Consider the following 23689-nt stretch of genomic DNA (forward strand, 5'->3'; position numbering starts at 1 on the left):
TTAGATCCATCGCATTTTTTTGATAATTTCACTTGATTGTTTAGAATACGAAGTTCCTTTTTTAATTAATGACTGCAATAAAGGTTTAGCTTCCCGACTCCTATCTTGCTTTATGTATCCTAACGCCAAATGAAATTGTATATCATTTGCATAAGTGAAATTTGGAATCTTGTTTAGGTATTCAAGATTAGAAATAGCTAAATCCACTTCATTTGTATTAAGTTGGGAGACTGCTAAAAAGAATAGTATTTCAGAATTCTTATCTTTCGGATTCAATTCATTCAAAAGAATTTTAGAATTTTCAAAATCTCTTTTTTGAAATAACCCTATGGCATTTAATGCTTTTTCTGTTTCGTCTTTTGAATAATTTTTTAATAAAAATTCTGCTCCTCTAACTCCTCCATTTTGAGAAGTATTTTCAATTTTACCATAATCTATCGATGATAAAGCATCTGAATTATAATTAGCGAATAATTCTTCATTTGAATTCTTTGTAGGCTGCCAAACCAAAAGCCCAATTACTAATATTGCAGCAATACTAACATACCTCATCCAAGACAAGGAAATAACTTTCGTTTCCTTCTTATTTTTGTTTTCATCTGTCAACATAGAATAAACAGGAACAGTCTCCCTTTCTTCTACCAATTCCGCATCCCATTGCTTCATCTTTTCTTTCAAATCCTCACGGCTTTTTTTTTTGATAACATTTGCCATATCAGTTTCAGAAAGTTCGAAAGTAAATCGGTCATATGAATTGGGCAAATCCGCTTTAATTCGCTTCCGCTCGACACTTTTAATGGCTTGTTGCATCGTTTGTAAAAAGCGAACTTCTTTTAAGAATGCATCATTATTAGTTTTTACTAAATATTCCGTTGCTTTTGAAGGTTCTCCCAAAACATAAGTTTCGGCTAACTCTTTTATGAACTTTGAATAAATGCTTGGCAATTTGGCAATCACTTTTTCAGCATCGGCTAATTCTAAACTATAAATACTGGCATAAATGGGCTTGGAATCTTCTTCAAAGTGCAACAAATCAGTGGCGAATTTTTCCCAAAAAGCGGAATCAACTTTCTTTTCAGAAAACTTTGAATCTTTCTCCAGTTTAGGAAGGAGTATATTTTGTACTATAGCAATAGCTGTTTTCATTTCTAGTGGTTCAATTCGTTAAAAGCCATTTTTCTTAATTTTTCTTGACAGCCAGACTTCTGTTTTTTTGAAGTTTTATCATTTGAATAATTCATTATTTGGGCAATTTCTACGTGTGATTTTTTATGATACCAAAACAAAGTCAGTAGTTCATAACAATGTCCTCCAGTTTCTTTCATCACTATCAAAGCACGTTCAATGGCCGTAAAATGGGACTCTTTCGGGTCTTCTATTTCATCCAAAGTATCCGTAATGGTCGAATTATAACTCATGGGGTTTTCTTCATTATCGTCGTTACCGATATGCTCATCATAATCAGAATACCCTTTTTCTTTTCCTAGTTTATTAAACAATTGAAAGCGACAAACAGAATTCAAATAGGTTTGTAAAGAAGCGGTTAACTCAAAATTTCCCGCTACAATTTTTTCATATAAAACCAAAATGGAGTCGTGAAAAACATCATCCAATTCATAATCACTTTTACAACCGTTGGTCATTTTTCGCATAAACGAAATGCTATATTGCTTGCATCTTTTGTAAACTTCTCCCAGATAATCTTGGTTTTGTTGAATAAGAATTACGAGTTCTTTATCCGTCAAATATCCAAACTTCGTTATAGTAATCTTTGACATTTCTTTTATATTTTGTAGGTCGTATTAAAAACGTTACAAAATAAGAATTAAATTTTAGATTTAGTATCAATTACAGAAAGAATAACCTCGATAAACAAGGAAAAACCAAATATCAATCCCTTCAATTATTTCAAGAGATTGATATTCTTTAAATCTTACTGCTTAATAAAATGGGAACCAGTGGCAGCAGTCCATTCAATTTTATTATTGGCTAATTTTCTAAAGGAATAAATAACCGACTGGCCTGCAAAATATTTTATTTCAGCGGTGTACACTATTGCTGTAATAGTTTCAGCAACTGTAACAGCATTCCCAGATTTTCTATATAGATTTACAAATTCTTGTTGGCATTGTTTAGTAACTCCCATATTAGTCATGCAAAAATCATTTGCCGAAAAACTAAATATAACTCCAGATGTACCAGCAGTTCCTTCCTGAATCCAGTTTCCTTGAATCCAAGCGGGCGGATGAAAATCGGAGTTGGAGGAATTGGTATTATCGTCTGAATTGGAACAAGATAGCATCAAGAATAAGCTGAACAATAAAAATACATTTTTCATAATTATTGGTTTTTATTTTTTTTAGTTAAATATCAATCTCCTGATTTCATTTGTCAAGAGATTGATACTATTTGAAAGGTCAATGATTTTATTAATTGTTCACGTATGTCTTGTTTCCGTTACTGTTGATATAATATTGTCCTCCTCTTGAACCTGTATAAATGGTTTGGGTCGAACTATAACGTGGAGTTGAATAAGAAGTAGGAGTTGAATACGTTGAAGGCGTGTAAGTACTTCTGTAAGTTGGAGCGGAATAACTGGAAGATGAATAACTAGTCGGCGTACTATAAGTAGAACTTGTTCTTGTTGAAGTGTAACCGTCTCTTGCAACGGTTCCAGCTTTTCCCGTATAAGGATTTGTATTTCCCACAGTACTATAATTGTCATTTCGGGTGTAATTTGGTGCTGTTCTTTGATGAGGTTGAACATAAGTGCCATTACTTCTGTAATACCCTCTAACAGAAACTTGGGCAAAAGATAAAGCTGTAATAAATAAAAACGCGATAAGGAAAAGTAAATTTTTCATAATAAGTAAATTTAAAATTGTTAATGATTATTTGTTTATACTCATTAATACAGGAATAGTAAAAAGGTAACCCTCGATTTTAATTATTTTTTTAATTTTATCTATAAATTTTAAAATTCCCGTTATTTATAAGGGATTAGCAGGTTTCATTTTTATTCCTTAAAAAATTAAACCATAATCGGGCTAGTTTGGATTATTGTTATCAAAAAAAGACTTTCATTGCTGATAGCCTTTTCAAAAAAAATATGGGTAATAAACAAACGTATTAGCGTAATTTTTCTAATAAGTTAGAACTCATTTCGGTTTGTGAACTATTCAAAATAAATTGTGATACTGCAACTCCGGATTGTGTCAGCCATTTTTTCCAGAAATAGGTAATTTTCTCTGTTTGCAAAATATCGTTAGCTTTCTTTCCTGACAATCCAGCCACAATCCATTTCGTATTTCTTTCTAATTTAATTGGTAACAAACCATATTCTTTTGATTCTGAAATTTGTTTCCAATTCGTTGCAGTCAATTCATTTAAAAAACGGGTGCTGGTATATTGGTTTTTGTCCTTGATGACGTGAGTTTGACTTTCAAAATCAAAATAACCATCCGTAAGAACCAAAATCGTATTATCGTAATCGGACTTACTCAATCCCATTCCATTGTCGTGCAAATAAGCCCATATATCAACCCCAAAATAAGCATTGGAAGTTTTTCCAAATAAAGCTTCTTTTTTAAGCGCCTTTAAAACTTTAGGCAAAGATTGCGTCAAAGCGGATAGCGATTTATTTTTGTCTTTCACATCGGTTTCATCCAGATACAATTGTAGTAAATCTTCATAATGATCCACATTCAACGGACTATTTTTCTGTGGAATGATTTTAACTGAAAATCGATTTTTTGAAGTGAGAACTAAATTGCGTCTTGAGTTTTCTTCGAAAATTTTAAAATATTTTTCTATCAAATAAAAGTCTTTATCGAGTTGTTCCGGCAAAAGAATACGATCACTTAAATCCAAAACAACAGTGTAGTTTGCTGGTTTTTTCTCTGTCTTGACTTCCTCTTTTCCGCAAGAAGTCAGTAAAAAAGATGTCGTAAAGAGGAGGCTGAGGGTATATAATATATTTTTCATAATTGTATTTTTAAAATGTTAGAAATATTTAATTAAGGATAGCGATCTCTGGATTAAATTGTGATTGCATGAAGTCATTGAAAGTCTCCTCACATCTTACTTTTTCTACACTCAAATCACTGGTTCCATTCAGGAATTGACGCCACCCCATATAAAAGCTGGTCAGGTTTTGTGACAACGCATCAGGTCTAAGTATACTGTTTTCTAAATCTTGTTTCAATTGCTCCAATTGCGAAAAGAGGTTTTTTATTTGCGTTTCCAGTTCAATAATTTTGGTTTCTAACACTTGCAACTCCACTCGCAAGGCTGTAATTTCTTCTTTCAATCCCTTAATGATTAAAGCAGCTCTTACATATCCCGTTTTCTTATTCTTTTCTTTGAGCATCATTTCAAACATATAACCCCAAACCAAATAAGCACAGAATCCAAAAAGCAACACCATATAAAAGTTGATACTAGAATAAAAATGCCAATCGACATCAGCAACACCCGCCATAACTTTTAAATCATGGATACCTAAATCAATTTTATAGGCCATCAAAGAATCAGCTATAAAAGCGCCAAAAACCGCAAGTCCAATATTTAACTTTTTATACTGCCCTTCTATATTATGAGGTATTAATCCAATGGCGAAAAACAAGAAAGCACCTAAATAAACTATGATTAGTGAAGGTGATGCGGTAAAAATACCATTCACATCAAAAATACTATCCAGATACAGGGCAATGTCGTCACCAGCTGTTTTGATTATGGTTCCTGCATTTCTAAAAAAGGAAGCATATATTGCTGAGGCATAGAAAAACAACAGGTAAAAAGACAATAGAACCGTTAAACTGGCATACATAAAATACTTTTCAGCTTGATAACCGGTTTGGACTTTATTATCTGCCAAGTCAATTCTAGTTTGTTGAATTTCATCATTCAACTCCTTAATTTTTTTCTCGACAGAAGGCTTGGTAACTTCAACAGCTGTTCTTTTTTCTCCAGCTAATTTTTCTTTTTCATCTTCTTTAGCAGTGATTTTATTTTTAACATGTTGTTTTAAAAGATGTTGTTCATTTTCATTATAGGTTTCATCAACAAGGTGACCATCTTTAATCCATTTTAGATAGGTCTTCAAGGAAAGATAATCTCCGCGATTCAAACCTGCTTTTTCAAAAGCATATTTTCTAAAGCTTTTTACACGTTCTACTTTTTGTGTGGCAACAGCATCTATTTGAGCCTGAAGATTGTCATTTGCAGTTTCAGCTGCTGGTTCTGATTGTTTGTTTGTAAGTTCCATACTATTTGCTTTTTCTTATTAATACGGAAAAGACAAAAAGGTAACCTTTGAGGAAAATATTTATTTTTTTAGGGAATAAACATTTTGTTCCTAGGTGGTTTAAACCTCAATTTATATAATGCATTTATCCTGTGATGGAAATGATGGAGACCAAAAAGTTGTTGAAGTGAGCTCAAGTAAATGGGTTCTCTGAATCAATTAGGAATTGTTTTCAAAATTAAACACAGAGATTTTTTGCGTATAACTACTTTGATTTTCATCAAACATTGATTTGACATCCACAAAGCGTTAAATTTTTTTGCTCAAAAATTTATGAGCTGAATCATTATCTACAAGCCTTACTTAAAATCAATCAACATCAATTGTTAAGATTTTCTAAATAATACACCACAATTGAAGAACCGGAAATTTACCGCTTTCATCCAGACAAGCGAAAGAATTGATAAAATTATCGATCAATTTGACTAGCCTTATATCTTCTATTGAATAACATTAAAAGCAAGCGAACTCAAATTTCTAACTTTAGATTATCATAGAAAACGTAAAAATTCGATATCGTAGTTTTTCTGAAAAACTACAATTCATATTTCGACACAAGAACTTTGCAATAAGCAATTTGCATCATCATGCCAGACATACTGGGAGAAAATTACCTTTTCCAAAACATCAATTTTGTACAACTGGCACAAATGTCTGATAATCAAGATTAAATAATTTATTTATACGATTTTCAAATGTTTGTAGACATTTTAAATAGAGATGATTGAAATATCTTTTTTTTCAAAATGTGGAAAACCGTAAAGTTATATAAAAACAGAAGTTTAGCTTTGATTTTTTTATAATAGGAACCGGTTTACAAATATTGAGCCTAATAAACAGGAAATACTAGGGAATCTGTAAGAGATAGGAGTAGGTTATATCTATTAAAATTTATAGATTTACGTTTTTACATTAATACCACACCAATGTAAATTAGCCATTGATTTTGGTAAAGAATATGCGATGTAATAATCATGGCAAAGTCCCACTAATAGAAGTAATTCTTAGAAAAAATAGTTTTTATGAATATCGCCCAAATTGAAGTAAACCTTCAAAAACTTATACTAGACTATACCCAAGAAACCTTCATCTATGAATTGCTTTTAGCCTATGGTTTACCAAAAGCTTCTATAACACGTTTACAAAAAGGGAATTTAAACCTTTCAAAAATAGAAGGAGAAATCTCTTGGAAGAAAAAATTGTTTTTTAAACCAGTTTTCAATCAGGATTTGCATCTTGCTATTTCTGAAATAAAAAACACACTCAAACAAGAGCAACGTTTTGTTATTGTTACCGATTTCAAGATTTTGTTAGCCATTGATACAAAAACTACCGATAGTTTAGATATAGATTTCACGGCATTGCCAAAACATTTCGATTTCTTTTTGCCATGGGCAGGAATGGAAAAAGCATCACACAGAAAAGAAACTGAAGCCGATGTAAAAGCAGCCGAAAAAATGGCAAAGCTTTTTGACGAGATAAAAAAAGACAATCCCGATAATTCACCAGAGTTTATTCACGGATTAAATGTGTTTCTTTCTCGCTTGTTGTTTTGCTACTTTGCCGAAGACACAGGTATTTTTGAAGAGAAATTGTTTTCCCATTCCATTGAGAATCATACCCAAACGGACGGAAGTGATTTGAATGAGTATCTAGACAAAATGTTTGCCGTAATGAATACTGCACCAACAAATCGAAAAAACTTACCAGTTTATCTGGATGCCTTTCCATATGTAAATGGTGGTTTATTCCAAAACAAACATACTGCACCCATTTTTACACGCCGAAGCCGACAAGCAGTTTTGGATAGTGGTGGCGAAAACTGGAGCAAGATAAATCCTGATATTTTTGGCTCAATGATTCAGGCAGTAATAACGCCCGAACATCGTGGCGGTTTAGGAATGCATTATACTAGTGTGCCTAATATTATGAAAGTAATAGAGCCTTTATTTTTGAATGATCTATATACAATCTTTGAAAATGCGAAAGGCAACAAAAATAAGCTTGAAGCATTACTAAAAAGAATTTGGAATATAAAACTATTTGACCCTGCTTGTGGTAGCGGTAACTTTTTGATTATTGCATACAAAGAATTACGAAAACTAGAAATGGGTATTTTCAAAGAAATAGACACAGTAAACAAAAACTATACTACCCAATATTCTGGCATAAGTTTAAATAATTTTTATGGTATAGAATTAGACGATTTTGCCCACGAAATCGCCATACTTTCGCTTTGGCTGGCAGAACACCAAATGAACCAGGAGTTTTTTAAAACTTTTGGGAGAACAAAACCAGCGTTGCCATTACAACAAACAGGATCTATTGTTCACGGAAACGCAACCAGAGTAGATTGGGAAATGGTTTGCCCGAAACTGCCAAATGATGAAATTTATATTTTAGGGAATCCACCGTATTTGGGAAGCAGTATGCAAAATGCAGAACAAAAAGAGGATATGGCTCTTGTTTTTAAAGGATTTAAAATTTATAAAAATTTAGATTATATAGCAGCTTGGTTTATAAAAGGAGCAAATTATATACAAAACTACAATGCACAATTTGCTTTTGTTTCGACCAATTCTATTTGTCAAGGTGAACAAGTAGCTTTATTATGGCCTCCAATTTTTGATGCAACTTTAGAAATTGGTTTTGCACACACATCATTTAAATGGAATAATAACGCTAAAGCAAATGCAGCGGTGTCGGTCATTATTGTTGGCGTTAGAAATATTGACAAATCTCAAAAATTTATATTTAATGGTAACACAAAATATGTAGTCAATAATATTAATGCGTATTTGGCTAATGCACATAACATTATTGTTGAAAAAAGAACAAATCATATTTCCTCATTACCACAGATGGTCTCTGGAAATAAGCCTGTTGATGGTGGAAATTTAATATTAAATGAAAACGAGAAAGATGGAATATTGAATAATTATCCTCAATCTGTATCTTTAATTAAAAAGTTTATGGGAGCCGATGAATTACTTAAAAGTAATTTAAGATATTGTTTATGGATTGAAGATAAAAACATTGTATTTGCAAATGAATTTCCACCTATTAAAAATAGAATTGAATTAACTCGAAAATTTAGATTAAATAGCAAAGATATAAGTGCTCAATTGTTGTCATCTAAATCTCATCAGTTTAGAGATTTTTATTGTATAAATACTATAGCTTTAATTATCCCTCAAACAGGTTCAGAGAGAAGAGAATATATACCAATTGGTTTTTTGAATTCAGATACTATAATTTCAAATGCAGCGAGAGCAATATATAATGCAGAATCATATTTATTTTCATTGATTTCATCAAGGATGCACATTCAATGGGTTAGAGCCGTTGCGGGTAGATTAAAAACGGATATGCAATATTCAAATACATTATGTTATAATACTTTCCCATTATTACCAATTTCGAAAGTGCAAAAAGAAGAGTTAGAGCAATGTGTATTTAGAATTCTGGAAGAACGGGAAAATCACTCTGAGAAAACCTTGGCGCAAATGTACGACCCGGACAAAATGCCCGAGGGATTGCGTGAGGCACACCGTTTAAATGATTTGGCAGTAGAGCGTTGTTATCGCTCTAAACCTTTTGAGAGCGATGAAGAACGATTGGAATATTTGTTTAAGTTGTATGAAAAGATGATAGCGGAAGAAAAAGAAAAAGGAACATTGTTTCAAGAAGTGAAGAAAGCTAAATCAAAAACAAGCAAAAAATGAGCGAAGTAAATTTGTTTGATACCGAGTATAAAAACTGGATTTCGGTATTAAAAAAGAAAATCCGTTCCACCCAGACAAAAGTGGCGATAGCGGTGAACTCAGCGCTTATTGGATTTTATTGGGAGTTGGGCAAAATGATTGCCGAGAAACAGACCGCTTATGGAACGGCATTTTTAGAACAAGTTTCTAAAGACCTAAAAGCAGAATTCCCTGAAATGAATGGTTTTTCGGTAACCAATCTCAGGTATTGTAAGTCGTTTTATAATTATTTGGCAATTCCTCCCCAACTTGGGGGGGAAAGTGATATTGTAAATCGCCCTCAACTTGGGGACGATTTAAAAGAGGATTTGATTTTTCAATTACCGTGGGGTCATATAAAACTGCTTATCGATAAAATAAAGAGCACGACCGAATCACATTTTTATATCCAAGAAACGATTGCCAACAATTGGAGTAGAGATACGCTGGCCTTGCAAATAAAAACGGATTTGTACAAACGACAAGGTAGTGCCATTACCAATTTTGCGCACACCTTGCCCGACCCCTTTTCTGATTTGGCACAACAAACCCTCAAAGACCCTTATGTTTTTGATTTTATGACGATGTCAAAACCATTTCAAGAAAAAGACATTGAGAAACAGTTGGTGGCCCACATCACTAAGTTTTTGTTGGAACTAGGTAAAGGATTTGCATTTGTAGGGCAACAATTTCATATAGAAATTGCCGATAATGATTATTATATCGATATGCTCTTTTATCATATAAAATTAAAATGCTATGTTGTAATCGAATTGAAAAACACCAAATTCATACCCGAATATGCGGGTAAGCTCAATTTTTATCTTTCTGCAGTAGATAGTTTGATAAAACAAGAAGAAGACAAACCCACAATAGGGATTTTGTTGTGTCGGGATAAAAACAATATCGAAGCCGAATTTGCTTTGCGAGACATCAATAAGCCAATGGGAATAAGCGAATTTCAATTCACCGAAATACTACCGGATAATTTAAAAAGCAGTTTGCCTACCATAGAAGAGATTGAAACCGAGTTGAAAAAACTGGAAGAGTAATAGATTTTTTAAGAGCGACGAAGAACGACTGGAATATCTTTTCAAATTATATGGAAAAATGATAGCAGAGGAAAAAGAAAAAGGAACATTGTTTGAGAGGGAGAAGAAAGTGGAAAAAGTTAGTGAATAGAAAAAATGTGGACAATCAAAAAAAATGATAGAAAATATATTCGAAGAAATAAGAGAAATATGTAACCATCCTTGGAAAAGAGAATTGCTGTTCCAAGATAAAATCATCTGGAATAGATTGTGGACTTCGTTGGATGTAATCGAAGATTCTCAAATTGCAATAGACGACTATACTAACTTATCGGAATTCAGCTCCAACGAAAAAGGGTATTTATATGTTTATGGGATTCTCCAGGCATTATATTTGCAACAAGACGCTCTTTGTAATCTTAATAAAGCTTTATTTGAACAGAGCATTGATTTCAAAATCAATTATCCTGAATTGTATAATATAAGAGAGATTCGCAATAATTCAATTGGTCATCCAACTGATAGAGGAAACGGTAAGTCATTTCACGGAATTAGTCGAATGACTATTCAAAAGAAAGGATTTCAAATAATGTCTTCTTTTCCAAAAACAGGTGAAGAAGATGAGTTTACGGATATTAATGTTTTATCCTGTATTGAAACCCAAGGAGGATTATTTAAAGTAATTTTAAATAATACAACGGAAAAACTTAAATCTGAATTTGATAGCCATATGAACAAGTTTAAAGAAAAAAAACTAATAGACATCGTACCTACAAAAATTGACTATCATTTTTCAAAACTTTATGAGGATTGTAGAGATTATTTTCCTCTTGTGAAGATTAATTTTGAAATGATTTTCAAAATATATAATTCTATAAAACAAGGTATTGTCGAAAGATATTCTAGTTTATCCGCATTACCTGGAATTGAACTAAACACAAAAATGCTTGATTATTTATTTGATAGATTAAACCGAGATTTGATAAAAGATAGAATTGAAGATGAAATCGAATTGCAAATATTTATTGATGCTTTGAAATCTCATTTTGATGAATTAAAATCAATGATAATAGAAATTGACGAAGAATTTAGTAGTTAGAAATAGCAATGAACGACAGGAATACCTTTTCAAATTGTATGAACAAATGATTGCAGCCGAAAAAAAAGGGAACTTTGTATCAAGAAGAGAAAAAAGCCTAGAAAAGTAAAGCATAATGGAAATAAAATGATAAAAAGAAACTATTATTCTGTTCGGACTAGAAATCTTGATTCTTCTGGAAAGCTTGATTTTGAAATGTTAAAGAAACTTTTTTTGAGTAATTATAACATTCTTGATAAAACAGGTTATTTTCAAAAATATTTTGGTTTTGATTGTTCTGAAGGTTTCCAAAGAGGAGAAATAAGTGAACAGTTTGATGACTATGTTTTTCTAAATATTAGGAAAGAAAATTTATTTCCAATTGAAACTAAACTTAAAGATTATTCAGAGGATGATTTTTTTGACGTTTTAGAGTTTTTATACGATCATTGTTCAAAAGGTCAAGAAGGTTATTATCACGATGATGATAGTTGGGGGAAAGGTTGCTATAGATTCCATTCTCTAACTTATGACGATTTGGAAGGACAGAAACATTTCAGAGAAATTATGAATAATATTTTAGTTGATTATAAAGATGGATTTGAAATTTCAGAAAACGGAGAGATCTTAATTTTATCCGATAATGGGCTAACTAATTTGTTTGAAGCTGATATTCCAACAAATGATGCCGATAATATTTCTAATAAAATGAATGCTGCAATACTAAAGTTTAGGAAAGCTAAATCTACATTAGATGATAGAAAGGAAGCTATTAGAGAATTGGCTAATGTACTAGAATTTGTAAGACCTGAAATAAAAAAACATTTGGATAAGAAAGATGAAAATGACCTTTTCAGTATTGCTAATAATTTTGGCATAAGACATCACAATGCTGCCCAAAAAACTAATTATAACAAAGCGATTTGGTACAGCTGGATATTTTATTATTATTTAGCAACATTACATACTGTATTAAGAATAAGCAAATTAAAATCTTAAAAGGCAGAAAAAAAATAAAAATACACAATGACAAATCCAGAATTAATAGAACTTATAGATGAGTTAAGCGCTTTGCCCAAAGAAAACGAATGGGTAGAATTCAAAACAGGCAATGTAACTACAAACGATAAATTGGGGCAATATATTTCGGGTTTGTCTAATGCGGCTTGTATTGCCAATCAATCTTTTGCGTATTTAGTCTTTGGTATTAATGATGCTACGCATAATGTGGAAGGCACCAATTATAAATTTAAAAATCGTAAAGAAGGAAACGAAGAATTAGAGTTATGGATAAGAAGGTTTTTAAGCCCTTCTATAAAATTTGACCATTTTGTATGTGATTATGGTACAAATCATCTGGAAATATTTAGAATTCCGGCTGCAACAGGTGAGCCTACTAATTTCAAAAACTTTCCTTACATTCGTTTTGATAGTAGCTTAACTGATTTAAAAAAATACCCCCATTTTTTAAGAGCCATTTATAACTCACAAGCAGATTGGTCCGCACAAATTGTTGAGAAAGCAACGATTGATAATTTAGACCAAAATGCAGTTAAACTTGCTAGAGAAAAATACAAGGAAAAAAACACCAATGCTTCTTTCTACAATGAAATTGATAATTGGAGTGATAAAATATTTCTTGATAAACTAAAAATTACCATTGATGGTAAAATTACCAATACAGCTATTATATTATTAGGAAAGCCTGAAACGGCTCATTTCATTTCGCCAGCGGTGGCTCAAATAACTTGGAAACTAGACACCGAAGAAAAAGCTTATGAACACTTTGATATGCCTTTCTTTTCTGAAGTTAATGCCATTTTATCCAAAATAAGAAATGTAAAATATAAATTTTTTCCTGACAATCAATTAGTAGCTACAGAGGTAATGAAATATGATACCGAAGTAATATTAGAGGCATTAAATAACTGTATTGCACACCAAGATTACAGCAGACACGCTCGTATTTTATTAACCGAACAAATTAATAAATTAATTTTCAGCAGCGAAGGTAGTTTTTTTGAAGGCACAGCAGAAGAGTATTCCGCCGGAGATAAAACACCTAAAAAATACCGTAACAAATGGTTGGCTGAAGCGATGGTAAATCTTAATATGATAGACAGTTTAGGGTATGGTATTCATAAAATGTATAAAAGCCAACGCAAAAGATATTTCCCTTTACCTGATTATACAAAATCGACAAGGGATGCTGTCGTTCTGGAAATTTATGGACATACAATAGATGAAAATTATTCTAAACTTTTAATCGAGAAAAAAGATGATTTAAGTCTAACCGAAGTAATCCTCTTAGACAAAGTTCAGAAAAAACAGGAGATTACAGACGATGGAGCTAAATTATTAAAGAAGAAAAAATTGATAGAGGGACGAAAGCCGAATTATCATATATCTGCTGAATTAGCCGAAATTACAGGAGAAAAAGCCGAATATATTCGTAATCGAGGATTTAAAGACGAACATTATAAAAAAATGGTTTTAGACTATTTAGATAAATATGAATATGCGTCTAAAGAAGATATAGATAAACTTATTTTAGACATACTTCCTGATGTTTTAGACAAACAACAGAAAGAAAATAAAGTAAAAAATTTGATTTACGCAATGCATAAAAAAGATAAAACCCTTGTAAATAAAGGAACTAACAGAAAACCTATTTGGAAAAAGTTTGTCTAAAATCGGTATAGATAAAAAACACTTTAGACAAACTTTGACGAACTTAGACAAACTTCAAGAAACAAACCATGCCAGATATAGTAAATGTAAACTACCACAAAACAGGAAATAGTACCAAAATCAATACGATGGGAATGCGAGAAATGCAAACCCGTGCTTTTGAATCACGTGATGCACAGTATTTGTTACTAAAAGCACCTCCAGCTTCGGGAAAATCCCGTGCCTTGATGTTTTTGGCTTTGGATAAAATAATCAATCAAGGGATCAAAAAAGTAATTGTAGCCGTTCCCGAGCGTTCTATTGGTAGTTCATTTTCTAAAACGGATTTGAAAAAAGATGGTTTTTTTGCCAATTGGGAACCAAACGACAATTACAATCTTTGTACGCCCGGCGACGATGGAAGCAGCAGTAAAGTCAAGGCATTTCATAAATTCATGGATAGTGAGGAGCAATTATTAATCTGTACACACGCTACCTTACGCTTTGCCTGCGAGGAATTAGATGAAGCAAAATTCAACAACACGCTTTTGGCGATAGATGAATTTCATCACGTTTCTGCCGATGCTAATAACAGATTGGGAGAATTATTAAAATCGATAATGAACAAATCTACGGCTCATATTGTAGCCATGACAGGGTCTTATTTTAGAGGGGATTCGGTGCCTATTCTTACGCCAGAAAACGAAGCAAAGTTCACTAAAGTAACGTATAATTATTACGAACAATTAAATGGCTATAACTTCCTGAAATCATTAGGAATTGGTTATCATTTCTACACAGGAAAATACACATCGGCAATACTCGATATTCTGGATACCGATAAAAAAACAATCCTCCATATTCCAAACGTAAATTCAGGCGAATCCACGAAAGACAAACACAATGAAGTCAATTTTATTTTAGATGCTATTGGAGATGTTATCAAGCAGGATTCTGATACCGGTGTAATTCATATCAAACGTCATAGCGACGGCAAAATAATAAAAGTGGCCGATTTGGTTGAAGACAGTTCAAGAGAAAGAGACAAAATCGTAAACTACTTGCGAAATGTTAATTCTATTGATGATATGGATTTAATCATCGCCTTAGGAATGGCAAAAGAGGGTTTTGACTGGCCTTTTTGCGAGCATGCTTTAACGGTGGGATATCGTGGTTCGTTAACCGAGATTATCCAGATTATAGGTCGTTGCACTCGCGATAGTAATAATAAAACCCACGCGCAATTTACCAATCTTATTGCTAGCCCGGAAGCCATTCAGGACGATGTAAAAGTGGCTACCAATAATATGCTGAAAGCTATTACAGCCTCCTTATTGATGGAGCAGGTACTGGCGCCAAACTTCAAGTTCAAAACAAGATTGGATAATGATGATGAAGAGGCTAAACCAGGCGAAATAAAAATAAGAGGATTCAAAGCGCCGAGTTCCAAAAGAGTAAAAGATATTGTAGAATCAGATTTGAATGATTTGAAAGCGTCCATTTTACAAGACGATTCCATGCTTAAAGCGATGCCGGGAAACATGGATCCCGAAGTAATTAACAAAGTTTTAATTCCGAAAATCATCAGAATTAAATACCCGGAATTAACAGATGAAGAAATTGAAGAAATCCGTCAATATGTGGTGGTTGATTCAGTTATAAAATCGGGTGAAATAAAAGAAGTCGGAGACCAACGATTTATCAGGATGGCGGATAAATTTGTAAACATAGAAGATTTACATATCGACCTGATTGACACGATTAATCCATTCCAAAAAGCTTTTGAAATCCTTTCGAAATCAGTTACTACAAAAGTGTTGAAAGTGATTCAAGACACCATTGAAGCCACAAGAATAAAAATGGACTTTGAAGAAGCTAAAATTTTATGGCCCAAAATTGTGGAGTTCAAAAAAATGTATAACAAAGAACCAAGTCTAAATGCAAATAATCCATTAGAACGAAGAATGGCAGAATGTATTATTTATTTGAAAGAAGAAAAAAGAAAACGAATGGCCAATACAAATGGATAAATTTCAAACCCTAGACGATATTTTCGCCAACGATCCTTTTGACATTCTAAATGTCAAACCAAAAGTTTCAGCTGCACGAAATGCGGACGAACGGCTGTTGGCTTCTTTCAGTGAAGTAAATGATTTCGTTGAAAAACACCAGAAAGAACCTCAACCCAATCCGGCTAATATTTCAGAATTTCAACTCTATTCCCGACTAAAAAGTATTAGATCGGATATAGAAAAAATGCAATCTTTAGCGGAGCAGGATATCCATGGTTTGTTGAAACTGGAAGCAAAAGAGCTGAACTCACTCGATGATATTTTTAGCGATGATACTTTTGATTTGTTGGGGGATGATACCGATCTGTTTGATTTCAAACACACACCAAAAACGGACGAAAGAATGGCAACAGACTTTGTTGCGAAAAGAAAGGCATTGAAAGATTTCCATAAATACGAACCCCTATTCAAAGAAATCCAATCTGATTTAGCAACCGGAAAGAGAAAATTAGTGGATTTCAAAATGGATAATTTGCGTATAGGCACCTATTATGTTCACAATGGAGTTCTGTTTTTATTAGAGGAAATTAATATAACCAAAAAAGAACATTACCGGGATGACGGTACCAGAGTTCGTGAAGATGGACGAACCAAATGTATTTTTGAAAATGGTACCCAATCAAATATGTTGAAACGGTCTGTAGAAAAGATACTTTATGCCAATGGTAAAGTAATTTCAGAAAACATCGAAAAAGTAAACGAAAGTTTCATTGAAAAATTTACTGATATTACTGATGAAGATAAAGCTGCAGGATATATTTATGTGCTGCGTTCCAAAAGCAAAGACGAACGAATTACAGCAATTGATAACCTATACAAAATTGGATATTCTAAAGATGCCGTTGAAGAAAGAATCAAAAATGCAGAAAAAGACCCAACCTATTTAATGGCTCCGGTAAAAATTATAACTTCCTGGAAATGCTACAATATGAATCCGCAAAAACTGGAACAATTACTTCATAATTTTTTTGGGAAATCGTGTCTTAATCTTGATGTTTTTGATGATAAAAAAAGAAGACACACCCCAAGAGAATGGTTTATAGCGCCGATTGATGTTATTGAACAAGCTATTGAGTTAATTATTAGTGGAGAGGTTGTAAAGTATAGTTATGATGAAATAAACAGTCTGATTGTGATGCGATAATATGCTTTTTATTAGCCAAATAAAGCAACCATACAACATCAAAAAAAATATTTAGACCGAAGCTAAATTAAATTCATATTATTAAATCATGACAAATCAAGAAAAAGGTAGCGCATTCGAAATTATTACAAAAGATTTTTTTGTTTGGCTATTCGAGAAAATAGGTTTTGTAGTTACTAAAGCAAGGGTGCAAAAAGCTGGTTCTCAAAATGGTTTTGATATATTAATTATAGTTTCTAAAGATTATTCTGAAAGAAAAATTTTTATTGAATGTAAAAATTATGAATCCGATTTATCAATTGGAAATATTTTAAAAAAAGGATTAAACTTGGAGTCTAATTATGAACTTGATAAAAACGACCTGTTTATAGCAATTAATCCAAAATCAAATTTCAGCAATGAAGATAATTCTGAAAAATCATCTCCAACGATAGAATCTAAGTTCCCGTTTAATTATTATGCGCTAGAAAAATCAAATGGAGTAAAAGAACTGTTTGGTTTAAACAGGGGATTTTATAAACAAATATACAATGAAGAAGTTGATTTCGAAGTTAATGAAGAAAAGGAAATCGAACGATTTAAAACAATATTGTTTTCAAGGAAGCCCTTTCAAAAAGTAATAATTTCGGACAAGCATAAAAACGATTTTATAGGAACTATTGAAAAAGAACCGGATTATATAGCGCGATTTATATTGAATGATTCCGAAAGAGAAAATTCATTTGATTGGAATTTTAGAGAAACCTCTTTATACCTTTCGGAAATTGTAAATACTGAGGATAAAATTTTTATTTTGGGAAATCCCGGTTTAGGAAAATCGACCGAACTAGAAAAGTTAGCTCTCGATTTTTGGAAAGAAGGAGAAGTTGAAGGTTTTGTACCCATTTTTAGAAACCTGAAAAACTTTACAAACACAGACAGTTTATACAATTTTCTGCCTTCAAACTGGACGGAATTAAATAAGATTCTCTTAATTCTGGATGGGATTGATGAGATTTCCGATATTGAGTATTTTAAATCTAAGCTGGAGAACTTCATAAGCAAAGAAAACACCGAAAAACAAATTAAATACGTAATTAGCTGTAGAACTAATATTTACGAAAGCGTAGTTTTAAATATTTTAGGATTCAAAATTTTTTATCTAAAAAACCTAACTCTTGACGAAAGTTTAAAATTACTGGAACAAAGATGTGTTCATCCAATAGCCAAAGAAGAAATAGCAACTAAGTTTTTAGATTATTTAAAAACGCCTTTTCATGTTCAAATATTCGCAAGTTATATAAATCAGAACAATAGTTTACCAAGTAATATTGCGGAACTTTGGAGTAAGTATATAAAAAACAGACTAAGTACTGACAAAAAGGACAAACTCAAAAAGGCAGTAATTAACATCCCTTTAATAAAGAAATATTCAAGAACAACTTCGTTGATAAACGAATTAATGAAAAATAATTCTTTTACTGAAGAGAATCTTTTTTCAATCGTCAAAGAGGATTTTTCAAAATATGATGAGTTCTTAAAAAACCCACTATTAGACAAAGAATCGTCTAAAGAATCGTGGTTTTTTGAGCACAGAAATATTCAAGAATATTTTGCTGCTCTGGTTATCTCTGAATTGACTTTTGATGAAATAATTGATTTTATTCGCATTGAGGACACTGATAGAACTCACCCTTCACTTTTTAATACGATCACATTTCTTATCAATTTATTAGATAAAGATTCGAATAAGTTCCAGCAGTTAATAGATTGGCTTATAGAGAATCAAATCGAAATTCTTTTCAAAGCCGATTCTGATAGAACAGACTTGTTTAAAGCAAAAGTCTTTAAAGATTATTTCAAATCACAATGCCTTGAAAAAAAACTGTGGATTAGTACAAACAGAACTTTTTCCGTAAAAGAAATTGCTGAGTTCGGAGATTGTGATGATAATTTTGAGTATATGCTTGAGTTTGTAAAAAAACAAACATTTCATTTTAGAGTTGTTATTTCTGCATTGAATTTGATTGGGTTTTTCAAGCCAAATCTTAAAAGGGAAGCAAAGCTAAAACCATTATTTATAGAATTGCTTGGATCTGCTAATACTGGTTCCGATGTAAAATCTGAAATTATTCGTTGTATTCAGTCGCTAAAATTCTGTGAAACAGACCAAAAGTATTTAGATAAGGTATTTGGTGTTTTTGAAGCGGAAACTAACAAAGAAATAAACGCTTCTTTATTGTTTCTTATTTCTGACATAAACGACATAGATAGGCTTTTTTGCTATATAAAAGCTGAATTTTTGAGGGATGCTGCAATAGAAAAAAGAAATGATCCTGATGAAGTACATAGAGGAAACGATTGGCAGCTACAAGAGCTTATATTAAAATTTGAAAATTCAGCCCATTTCATAGGGATTATTTCAATTTATTTTTTTGAAAATCATTCGATAGAGTTACACAATGATTTTGCCGTTAGATTACTTGAAAGATTTTTGTTTTTTTCCGACAAGGAAGATGATTTTATCGTTCGTTTCCTAAAAAATATAAATACAAAAACAAAATATTATCATCAAGAAAGGTTATTGATAAGTTTAATTACTCAAAGCAATAAACAGTTGGATGCAGCTGTATACCTTATTGATAATAATAATTTTTCAGACGTAAGAGATTTTTTATCCAATTTTGCAAATACAGAAATTCTTGGTTTGGTTTTAAATCGTTTCATTTCAAAACGTATTTGCTCTGATCAGATTAATTTTTTCAGAAATAATTTGTGGCATTACGACAAAAAGGTTGGTTTTGAATTTCAAAAACTTATGACAGATAGTGGATTTATCTTTGATTCCAATTTACCGATTGAGGTAGAATTGGCCACACAACAAAAAATAACTTTAGAAAAAATACAGGATAATTTTGACATTCTTTTTAACAAAGAACTATTGTTAAAAAAAATTAATAATATTTATGTTGAAAATACAATTGAAAAGCTACAAAATGAAAAAATTCATGAAATAAGTTTAAAATGGCGTAAAAATAATAATTATCCTTTTCATAATGAAAATTCAATAGTTATGCTGCTTTCATTAATGCGCAGATTTGGAAGTTTGACTTTCGACCAAGTTTCAGAATTTCTAGAGGATAAAGTGTTTATATTTAAACTGGTATTGGATAACATAAAAGGGAATACTAGAGAAAATTTCAAGTTTATTATTTCAATAGAACAAGAAAAAGAAATTATTGATTGGTGTACTGAATCTGCACAAAGAGTAGATTTCGATAACATCATTGAAATTCATGACGATAATTCATTTAGTTATAAAAAAGACTTTACAACTTTGAAAACAATTCTTTCATTTCAAAAACATTTTGAATTTTCGTTGCCAAAGGAGTTTTTATTGAATTGTTTAGAGTTGTATGAAATTGAGAATCTCAGCGAAAAAGAAGAATTTTTCAAATACCTTTTCGATGAAATTAATGACAAAGATTTGTTTGACAAAAAAGTGGTTGAAAACATATTGAACAAACAACTCTTTCGATTTGTATTAGATAGACATATTGATTACGCGCTGAAAAACAATCTTAAAGAAGTATTCTTTAAAATAAGAGAGTACTTTTTAAACCAAAAGCCTGGTTATAATTTGGATGACAAATTAGAACTTTACCTTAATTTGACAGATGATATTGATTTGTTAAAAGACTGTTGCTCTGATATAAATAATCCAATTTGTTGGTCTGCAATCAAATTATTAACTCTAAGAAAAGAAGAGAAATTTTGCATTACAAAATCCCTTGAGTATCTAAATCAAGAAGAGAATTTAAGAAAAGATTACTATGTTTCAAATGCAATGTGGGTTTTATTTCATTTTAAAAGTATGAAAGCTTTAGAATGTTATTTAGACTTGCTTAATTTTGATTTTCATAGCATCAATTTTTCTGATTATTCGGCAATCGAGGACTACTCAATATTAGAGACTTTATTTTTTAAAATTTACAAGGAGGTATATGATAAGCCTGATTTTAGTCATGGTACTTCGTTTTTCGATGCTTATGTATCTAATTTGTCCAAAAAAGATGAAGAATCTTATACTGAAACTCAAAATACACTACTTAGTATAAAAGAAAAATTAATTAAAGAGAATTCAGATACTCGGTTGTTTAATATTAATTTACTGATTGATAATTCTAAAAACAGTTATATTAACTCTAAATCAGTCCCCTTAACTTTTAAAGAAGCTTTAAGTAAAGTAGAAAGTATTTTGCAATAGTTTTTCAGCAGAACATTTCCTTTAAAAACAACACGGGAAATTTAGAGGTCTCTCTTCGGTCGTTCTCTTTGTTCCGTTCGGCAGCTCCAGTTAGTCGTCGGCAGAAAAAGCCTTCTTCTATTCCGCAGACACTACGCGGCACAATAAAAATAGCAGCTTGAAAATAAGCAGCTATTTTTATTGTGCCGCTTTGTTCCTCATTTTCACAGGTTTTCTACCCTACGTTCGGCGGGGCTACTACATCCACAATACCGCTTCATTCCGTTTCACTCCGCAGGCTACGCTCCACTGCATTCCAGCCGTATTATGTCTGTCGCCCTTTATTTTTTCAGCGGTTGCGCCTTCGCACAGCCATCGGGGTTGGCTCCGTTAGCTCTTTGCCCTAAATCAAGGAAAACCAAAGGCTGCCTTATATTTTTTTTGCCGGTTCACGCTCGCAGTAGAATTCTATTCCAATTAAATTCTATTAAGATGTTTTAATCAGATTTCCACTCGAAACGGACTAAAAGGGCAGCTAAGATAGTGTCCGTCGTATGCTGCACGCGCATAATGGCTGCGCCACCCTTCGGGACTTATAGCGCTCCGCATTCTTAGTCCACTTATTTCTTGCTTTCTTTTTTCCCGTTTTTTCGTTTTGAAAAGATTTTTTGCGGAGCGAAGGGTAAAAGACAAAGTAAATAATAGGAATCATTAAAAATTAAAAATTATGGAAATTACAGGCAGAATTACAGCAAATTCAGTTGTTCACAAAGTAAGCAACGACAAACAGGTGGTCAATTTTAGTATTGCCATCAATGACAATTACAAACCCAAAGGAAGTACCGAGGTAAAGGAAGTAGTAACCTATATTAATTGTTCCTATTGGTTAAATGCAAAGACAGCCGAGTGGCTTAAAAAAGGAGCACTCGTACAATTATTTGGGCGTATCGGGTTGAATGTATATAGCAACCACGAAGGTAAACCAATAGGTAGCTTGACGTTTCATACCAATAACATCAAAATTTTGGCTTTTGCAAAAAAAACGGAGCAAACAGAAAATGGTGTAATGTCTTATATAGCACAGGGGATGAAATCTGAAACAGCAGACGATTTGCCTTTTTAATCCAAACAACATACTAATCACTTAAATTTTTAACATCATGGCACATAATATAAATTACAACGAGCAAACAGAGAAACACAGTTTTTTCAGCGTAAAAGAAAAAGCTTGGCACAATCTAGGGCAAATAATTTCGGACTATCCCACAAGTGCAGAAGCAATTAAATTCGCAGGATTGGATTATGAAGTAGAAAAACGCAAGTTATTTACGTCTTGTTCAAAGGAAATCAATTTGATTAGTGAAACCATTAACAACAAAATTGAAGTACCAAATTATTTCAGCTCCGTACGCACTGATGACGATGCCGTGTTGGGTGTGGTCGGTAAAGACTACCAAATTGTACAAAACAGGGATGCCTTTTCTTTTTTCGATAGCATCGTGGGTGGTGACGGGATTTTATACGAAACCGCAGGGGCTTTGGGCAAAGGAGAACGCATATTTATAACCGCTAAATTGCCTAATTACATTCGGGTTGGTAATGACGATTTGATTGAAAAATATCTTTTCCTTTCTACCTCACATGATGGAAGTGGAAGCATAACCGCCGCATTTACGCCAATTCGCATCGTATGCGCCAATACCCTTAATGCAGCAATGAATAACAAAACCAATACGGTGCGCATTCGTCATACCGCCAATGCCAAACAGCGTTTGGAACAGGCTCATAAAGTTATGGGTATCTCAGATATGCTTTCCGTACAAATGGAAACCATTTTCAATGATTGGACAAAAGTACGTATCACGGACAGCGAAGTAAAAAAACTGATACAGTCTGCTCTAGTTCCGAATAAGGAAGTATTGAAATCCATACAGGAGGGTAGGGAAGAGGAACTCTCAACTTGTTTTACCAACATGGTAGATAGTGCCTATGAATATGCTATGAGCGACCCGACACAATTGATGGATACCACAAAAGGAACGGTATTCGGAGCGTACAATGCCGTAACTGGGTATTTTCAAAATGTTAGAAATTATAAAGATGATGAAGCTAAACTAACCTCTCTTTTGATGGGTGGTACAGGTCAGATACGTACACAGTCGGCTTTTAATCTTTGTTTGGAATTTGCCAATAAAGGTTCGGACGCTTTAATTCTTAATTAACCAATCAGGACAGGCACATATCCTGCCTGTCCTTTTAAATCTTTGCACCATGGTACAAGTAGAAGATAAAGACGGAAAAAAGATTACCGTTACCAATTTACCCGCAGCGGTATAACAGGCAGACTACCGTAAAGCTGTCACGGAACAGTTAAGTACTCTCAATCTCAAATCCCTTCCCAATCGTGGCAGTTCAAATATT

16 protein-coding genes are annotated in these 23689 nt (G+C 32.5%); 10 read left to right on the plus strand and 6 right to left on the minus strand.

Going from position 1 to position 23689, the window contains the following annotated elements; translation table 11 throughout:
* The 6 genes from ACNQGB_RS04300 to ACNQGB_RS04325 form a co-directional block, all read right to left on the minus strand.
* Nucleotides 1-1146, minus strand: a complete 1146-nt coding sequence (locus ACNQGB_RS04300; protein WP_417943661.1) for a tetratricopeptide repeat protein — start codon at nucleotides 1144-1146, stop codon at nucleotides 1-3.
* 2 nt (nucleotides 1147-1148) lie between these two features.
* Nucleotides 1149-1778, minus strand: a complete 630-nt coding sequence (locus tag ACNQGB_RS04305) for a sigma-70 family RNA polymerase sigma factor (RefSeq protein WP_417943662.1) — start codon at nucleotides 1776-1778, stop codon at nucleotides 1149-1151.
* A gap of 155 nt (nucleotides 1779-1933) precedes the next feature.
* Nucleotides 1934-2338, minus strand: a complete 405-nt coding sequence (locus ACNQGB_RS04310) for a hypothetical protein (protein WP_417943663.1) — start codon at nucleotides 2336-2338, stop codon at nucleotides 1934-1936.
* Between the two features lie 91 nt (nucleotides 2339-2429).
* A complete protein-coding gene (locus ACNQGB_RS04315; protein ID WP_417943664.1) occupies nucleotides 2430-2864 on the minus strand; it encodes a hypothetical protein in 435 nt (144 codons plus the stop codon).
* Nucleotides 2865-3129: 265 nt separating this feature from the next.
* Nucleotides 3130-3984: a hypothetical protein gene (locus ACNQGB_RS04320; protein ID WP_417943665.1), complete on the minus strand. Its 855-nt coding sequence runs from the start codon at nucleotides 3982-3984 to the stop codon at nucleotides 3130-3132.
* 28 nt (nucleotides 3985-4012) lie between these two features.
* On the minus strand, nucleotides 4013-5266 hold the full coding sequence (locus ACNQGB_RS04325) for a hypothetical protein (RefSeq protein WP_417943666.1): 1254 nt from the start codon (nucleotides 5264-5266) through the stop codon (nucleotides 4013-4015).
* A 1061-nt stretch (nucleotides 5267-6327) separates the two neighbouring features.
* Between ACNQGB_RS04325 and ACNQGB_RS04330 the strand changes: the two genes are divergently transcribed.
* The 10 genes from ACNQGB_RS04330 to ACNQGB_RS04375 all read left to right on the plus strand — a co-directional run bounded on the left by ACNQGB_RS04330 (nucleotide 6328) and on the right by ACNQGB_RS04375 (nucleotide 23490).
* A complete protein-coding gene (locus tag ACNQGB_RS04330) occupies nucleotides 6328-9030 on the plus strand; it encodes a class I SAM-dependent DNA methyltransferase (RefSeq protein ID WP_417943667.1) in 2703 nt (900 codons plus the stop codon).
* Nucleotides 9027-10100, plus strand: a complete 1074-nt coding sequence (locus ACNQGB_RS04335; RefSeq protein WP_417943668.1) for a PDDEXK nuclease domain-containing protein — start codon at nucleotides 9027-9029, stop codon at nucleotides 10098-10100. The genes ACNQGB_RS04330 and ACNQGB_RS04335 overlap by 4 nt, the downstream gene beginning before the upstream one ends.
* Before the next feature lie 154 nt (nucleotides 10101-10254).
* Nucleotides 10255-11178: a hypothetical protein gene (locus ACNQGB_RS04340; RefSeq protein ID WP_417943669.1), complete on the plus strand. Its 924-nt coding sequence runs from the start codon at nucleotides 10255-10257 to the stop codon at nucleotides 11176-11178.
* 126 nt (nucleotides 11179-11304) lie between these two features.
* Nucleotides 11305-12156, plus strand: a complete 852-nt coding sequence (locus tag ACNQGB_RS04345) for a hypothetical protein (RefSeq protein ID WP_417943670.1) — start codon at nucleotides 11305-11307, stop codon at nucleotides 12154-12156.
* Between the two features lie 27 nt (nucleotides 12157-12183).
* Nucleotides 12184-13848: an RNA-binding domain-containing protein gene (locus tag ACNQGB_RS04350; RefSeq protein ID WP_417943671.1), complete on the plus strand. Its 1665-nt coding sequence runs from the start codon at nucleotides 12184-12186 to the stop codon at nucleotides 13846-13848.
* Nucleotides 13849-13916: 68 nt separating this feature from the next.
* Nucleotides 13917-15857, plus strand: coding sequence for a DEAD/DEAH box helicase (locus ACNQGB_RS04355; RefSeq protein ID WP_417943672.1), 1941 nt, complete (start codon nucleotides 13917-13919; stop codon nucleotides 15855-15857).
* Entirely contained in the window at nucleotides 15850-17043 is a 1194-nt protein-coding gene (locus ACNQGB_RS04360) for a GIY-YIG nuclease family protein (RefSeq protein WP_417943673.1), read from the plus strand. Before ACNQGB_RS04355 ends, ACNQGB_RS04360 begins: the two co-directional genes overlap by 8 nt.
* Before the next feature lie 88 nt (nucleotides 17044-17131).
* Nucleotides 17132-21289, plus strand: a complete 4158-nt coding sequence (locus ACNQGB_RS04365) for an NACHT domain-containing protein (RefSeq protein WP_417943674.1) — start codon at nucleotides 17132-17134, stop codon at nucleotides 21287-21289.
* A 706-nt stretch (nucleotides 21290-21995) separates the two neighbouring features.
* Nucleotides 21996-22391, plus strand: a complete 396-nt coding sequence (locus ACNQGB_RS04370; protein ID WP_417943675.1) for a single-stranded DNA-binding protein — start codon at nucleotides 21996-21998, stop codon at nucleotides 22389-22391.
* 37 nt (nucleotides 22392-22428) lie between these two features.
* The gene (locus tag ACNQGB_RS04375; RefSeq protein ID WP_417943676.1) at nucleotides 22429-23490 is read left to right on the plus strand and encodes a DUF932 domain-containing protein; all 1062 of its coding nucleotides are present in this window, start codon (nucleotides 22429-22431) and stop codon (nucleotides 23488-23490) included.
* Nucleotides 23491-23689 lie beyond the last annotated feature (199 nt).

The organism is Flavobacterium frigidum (assembly GCF_048286795.2).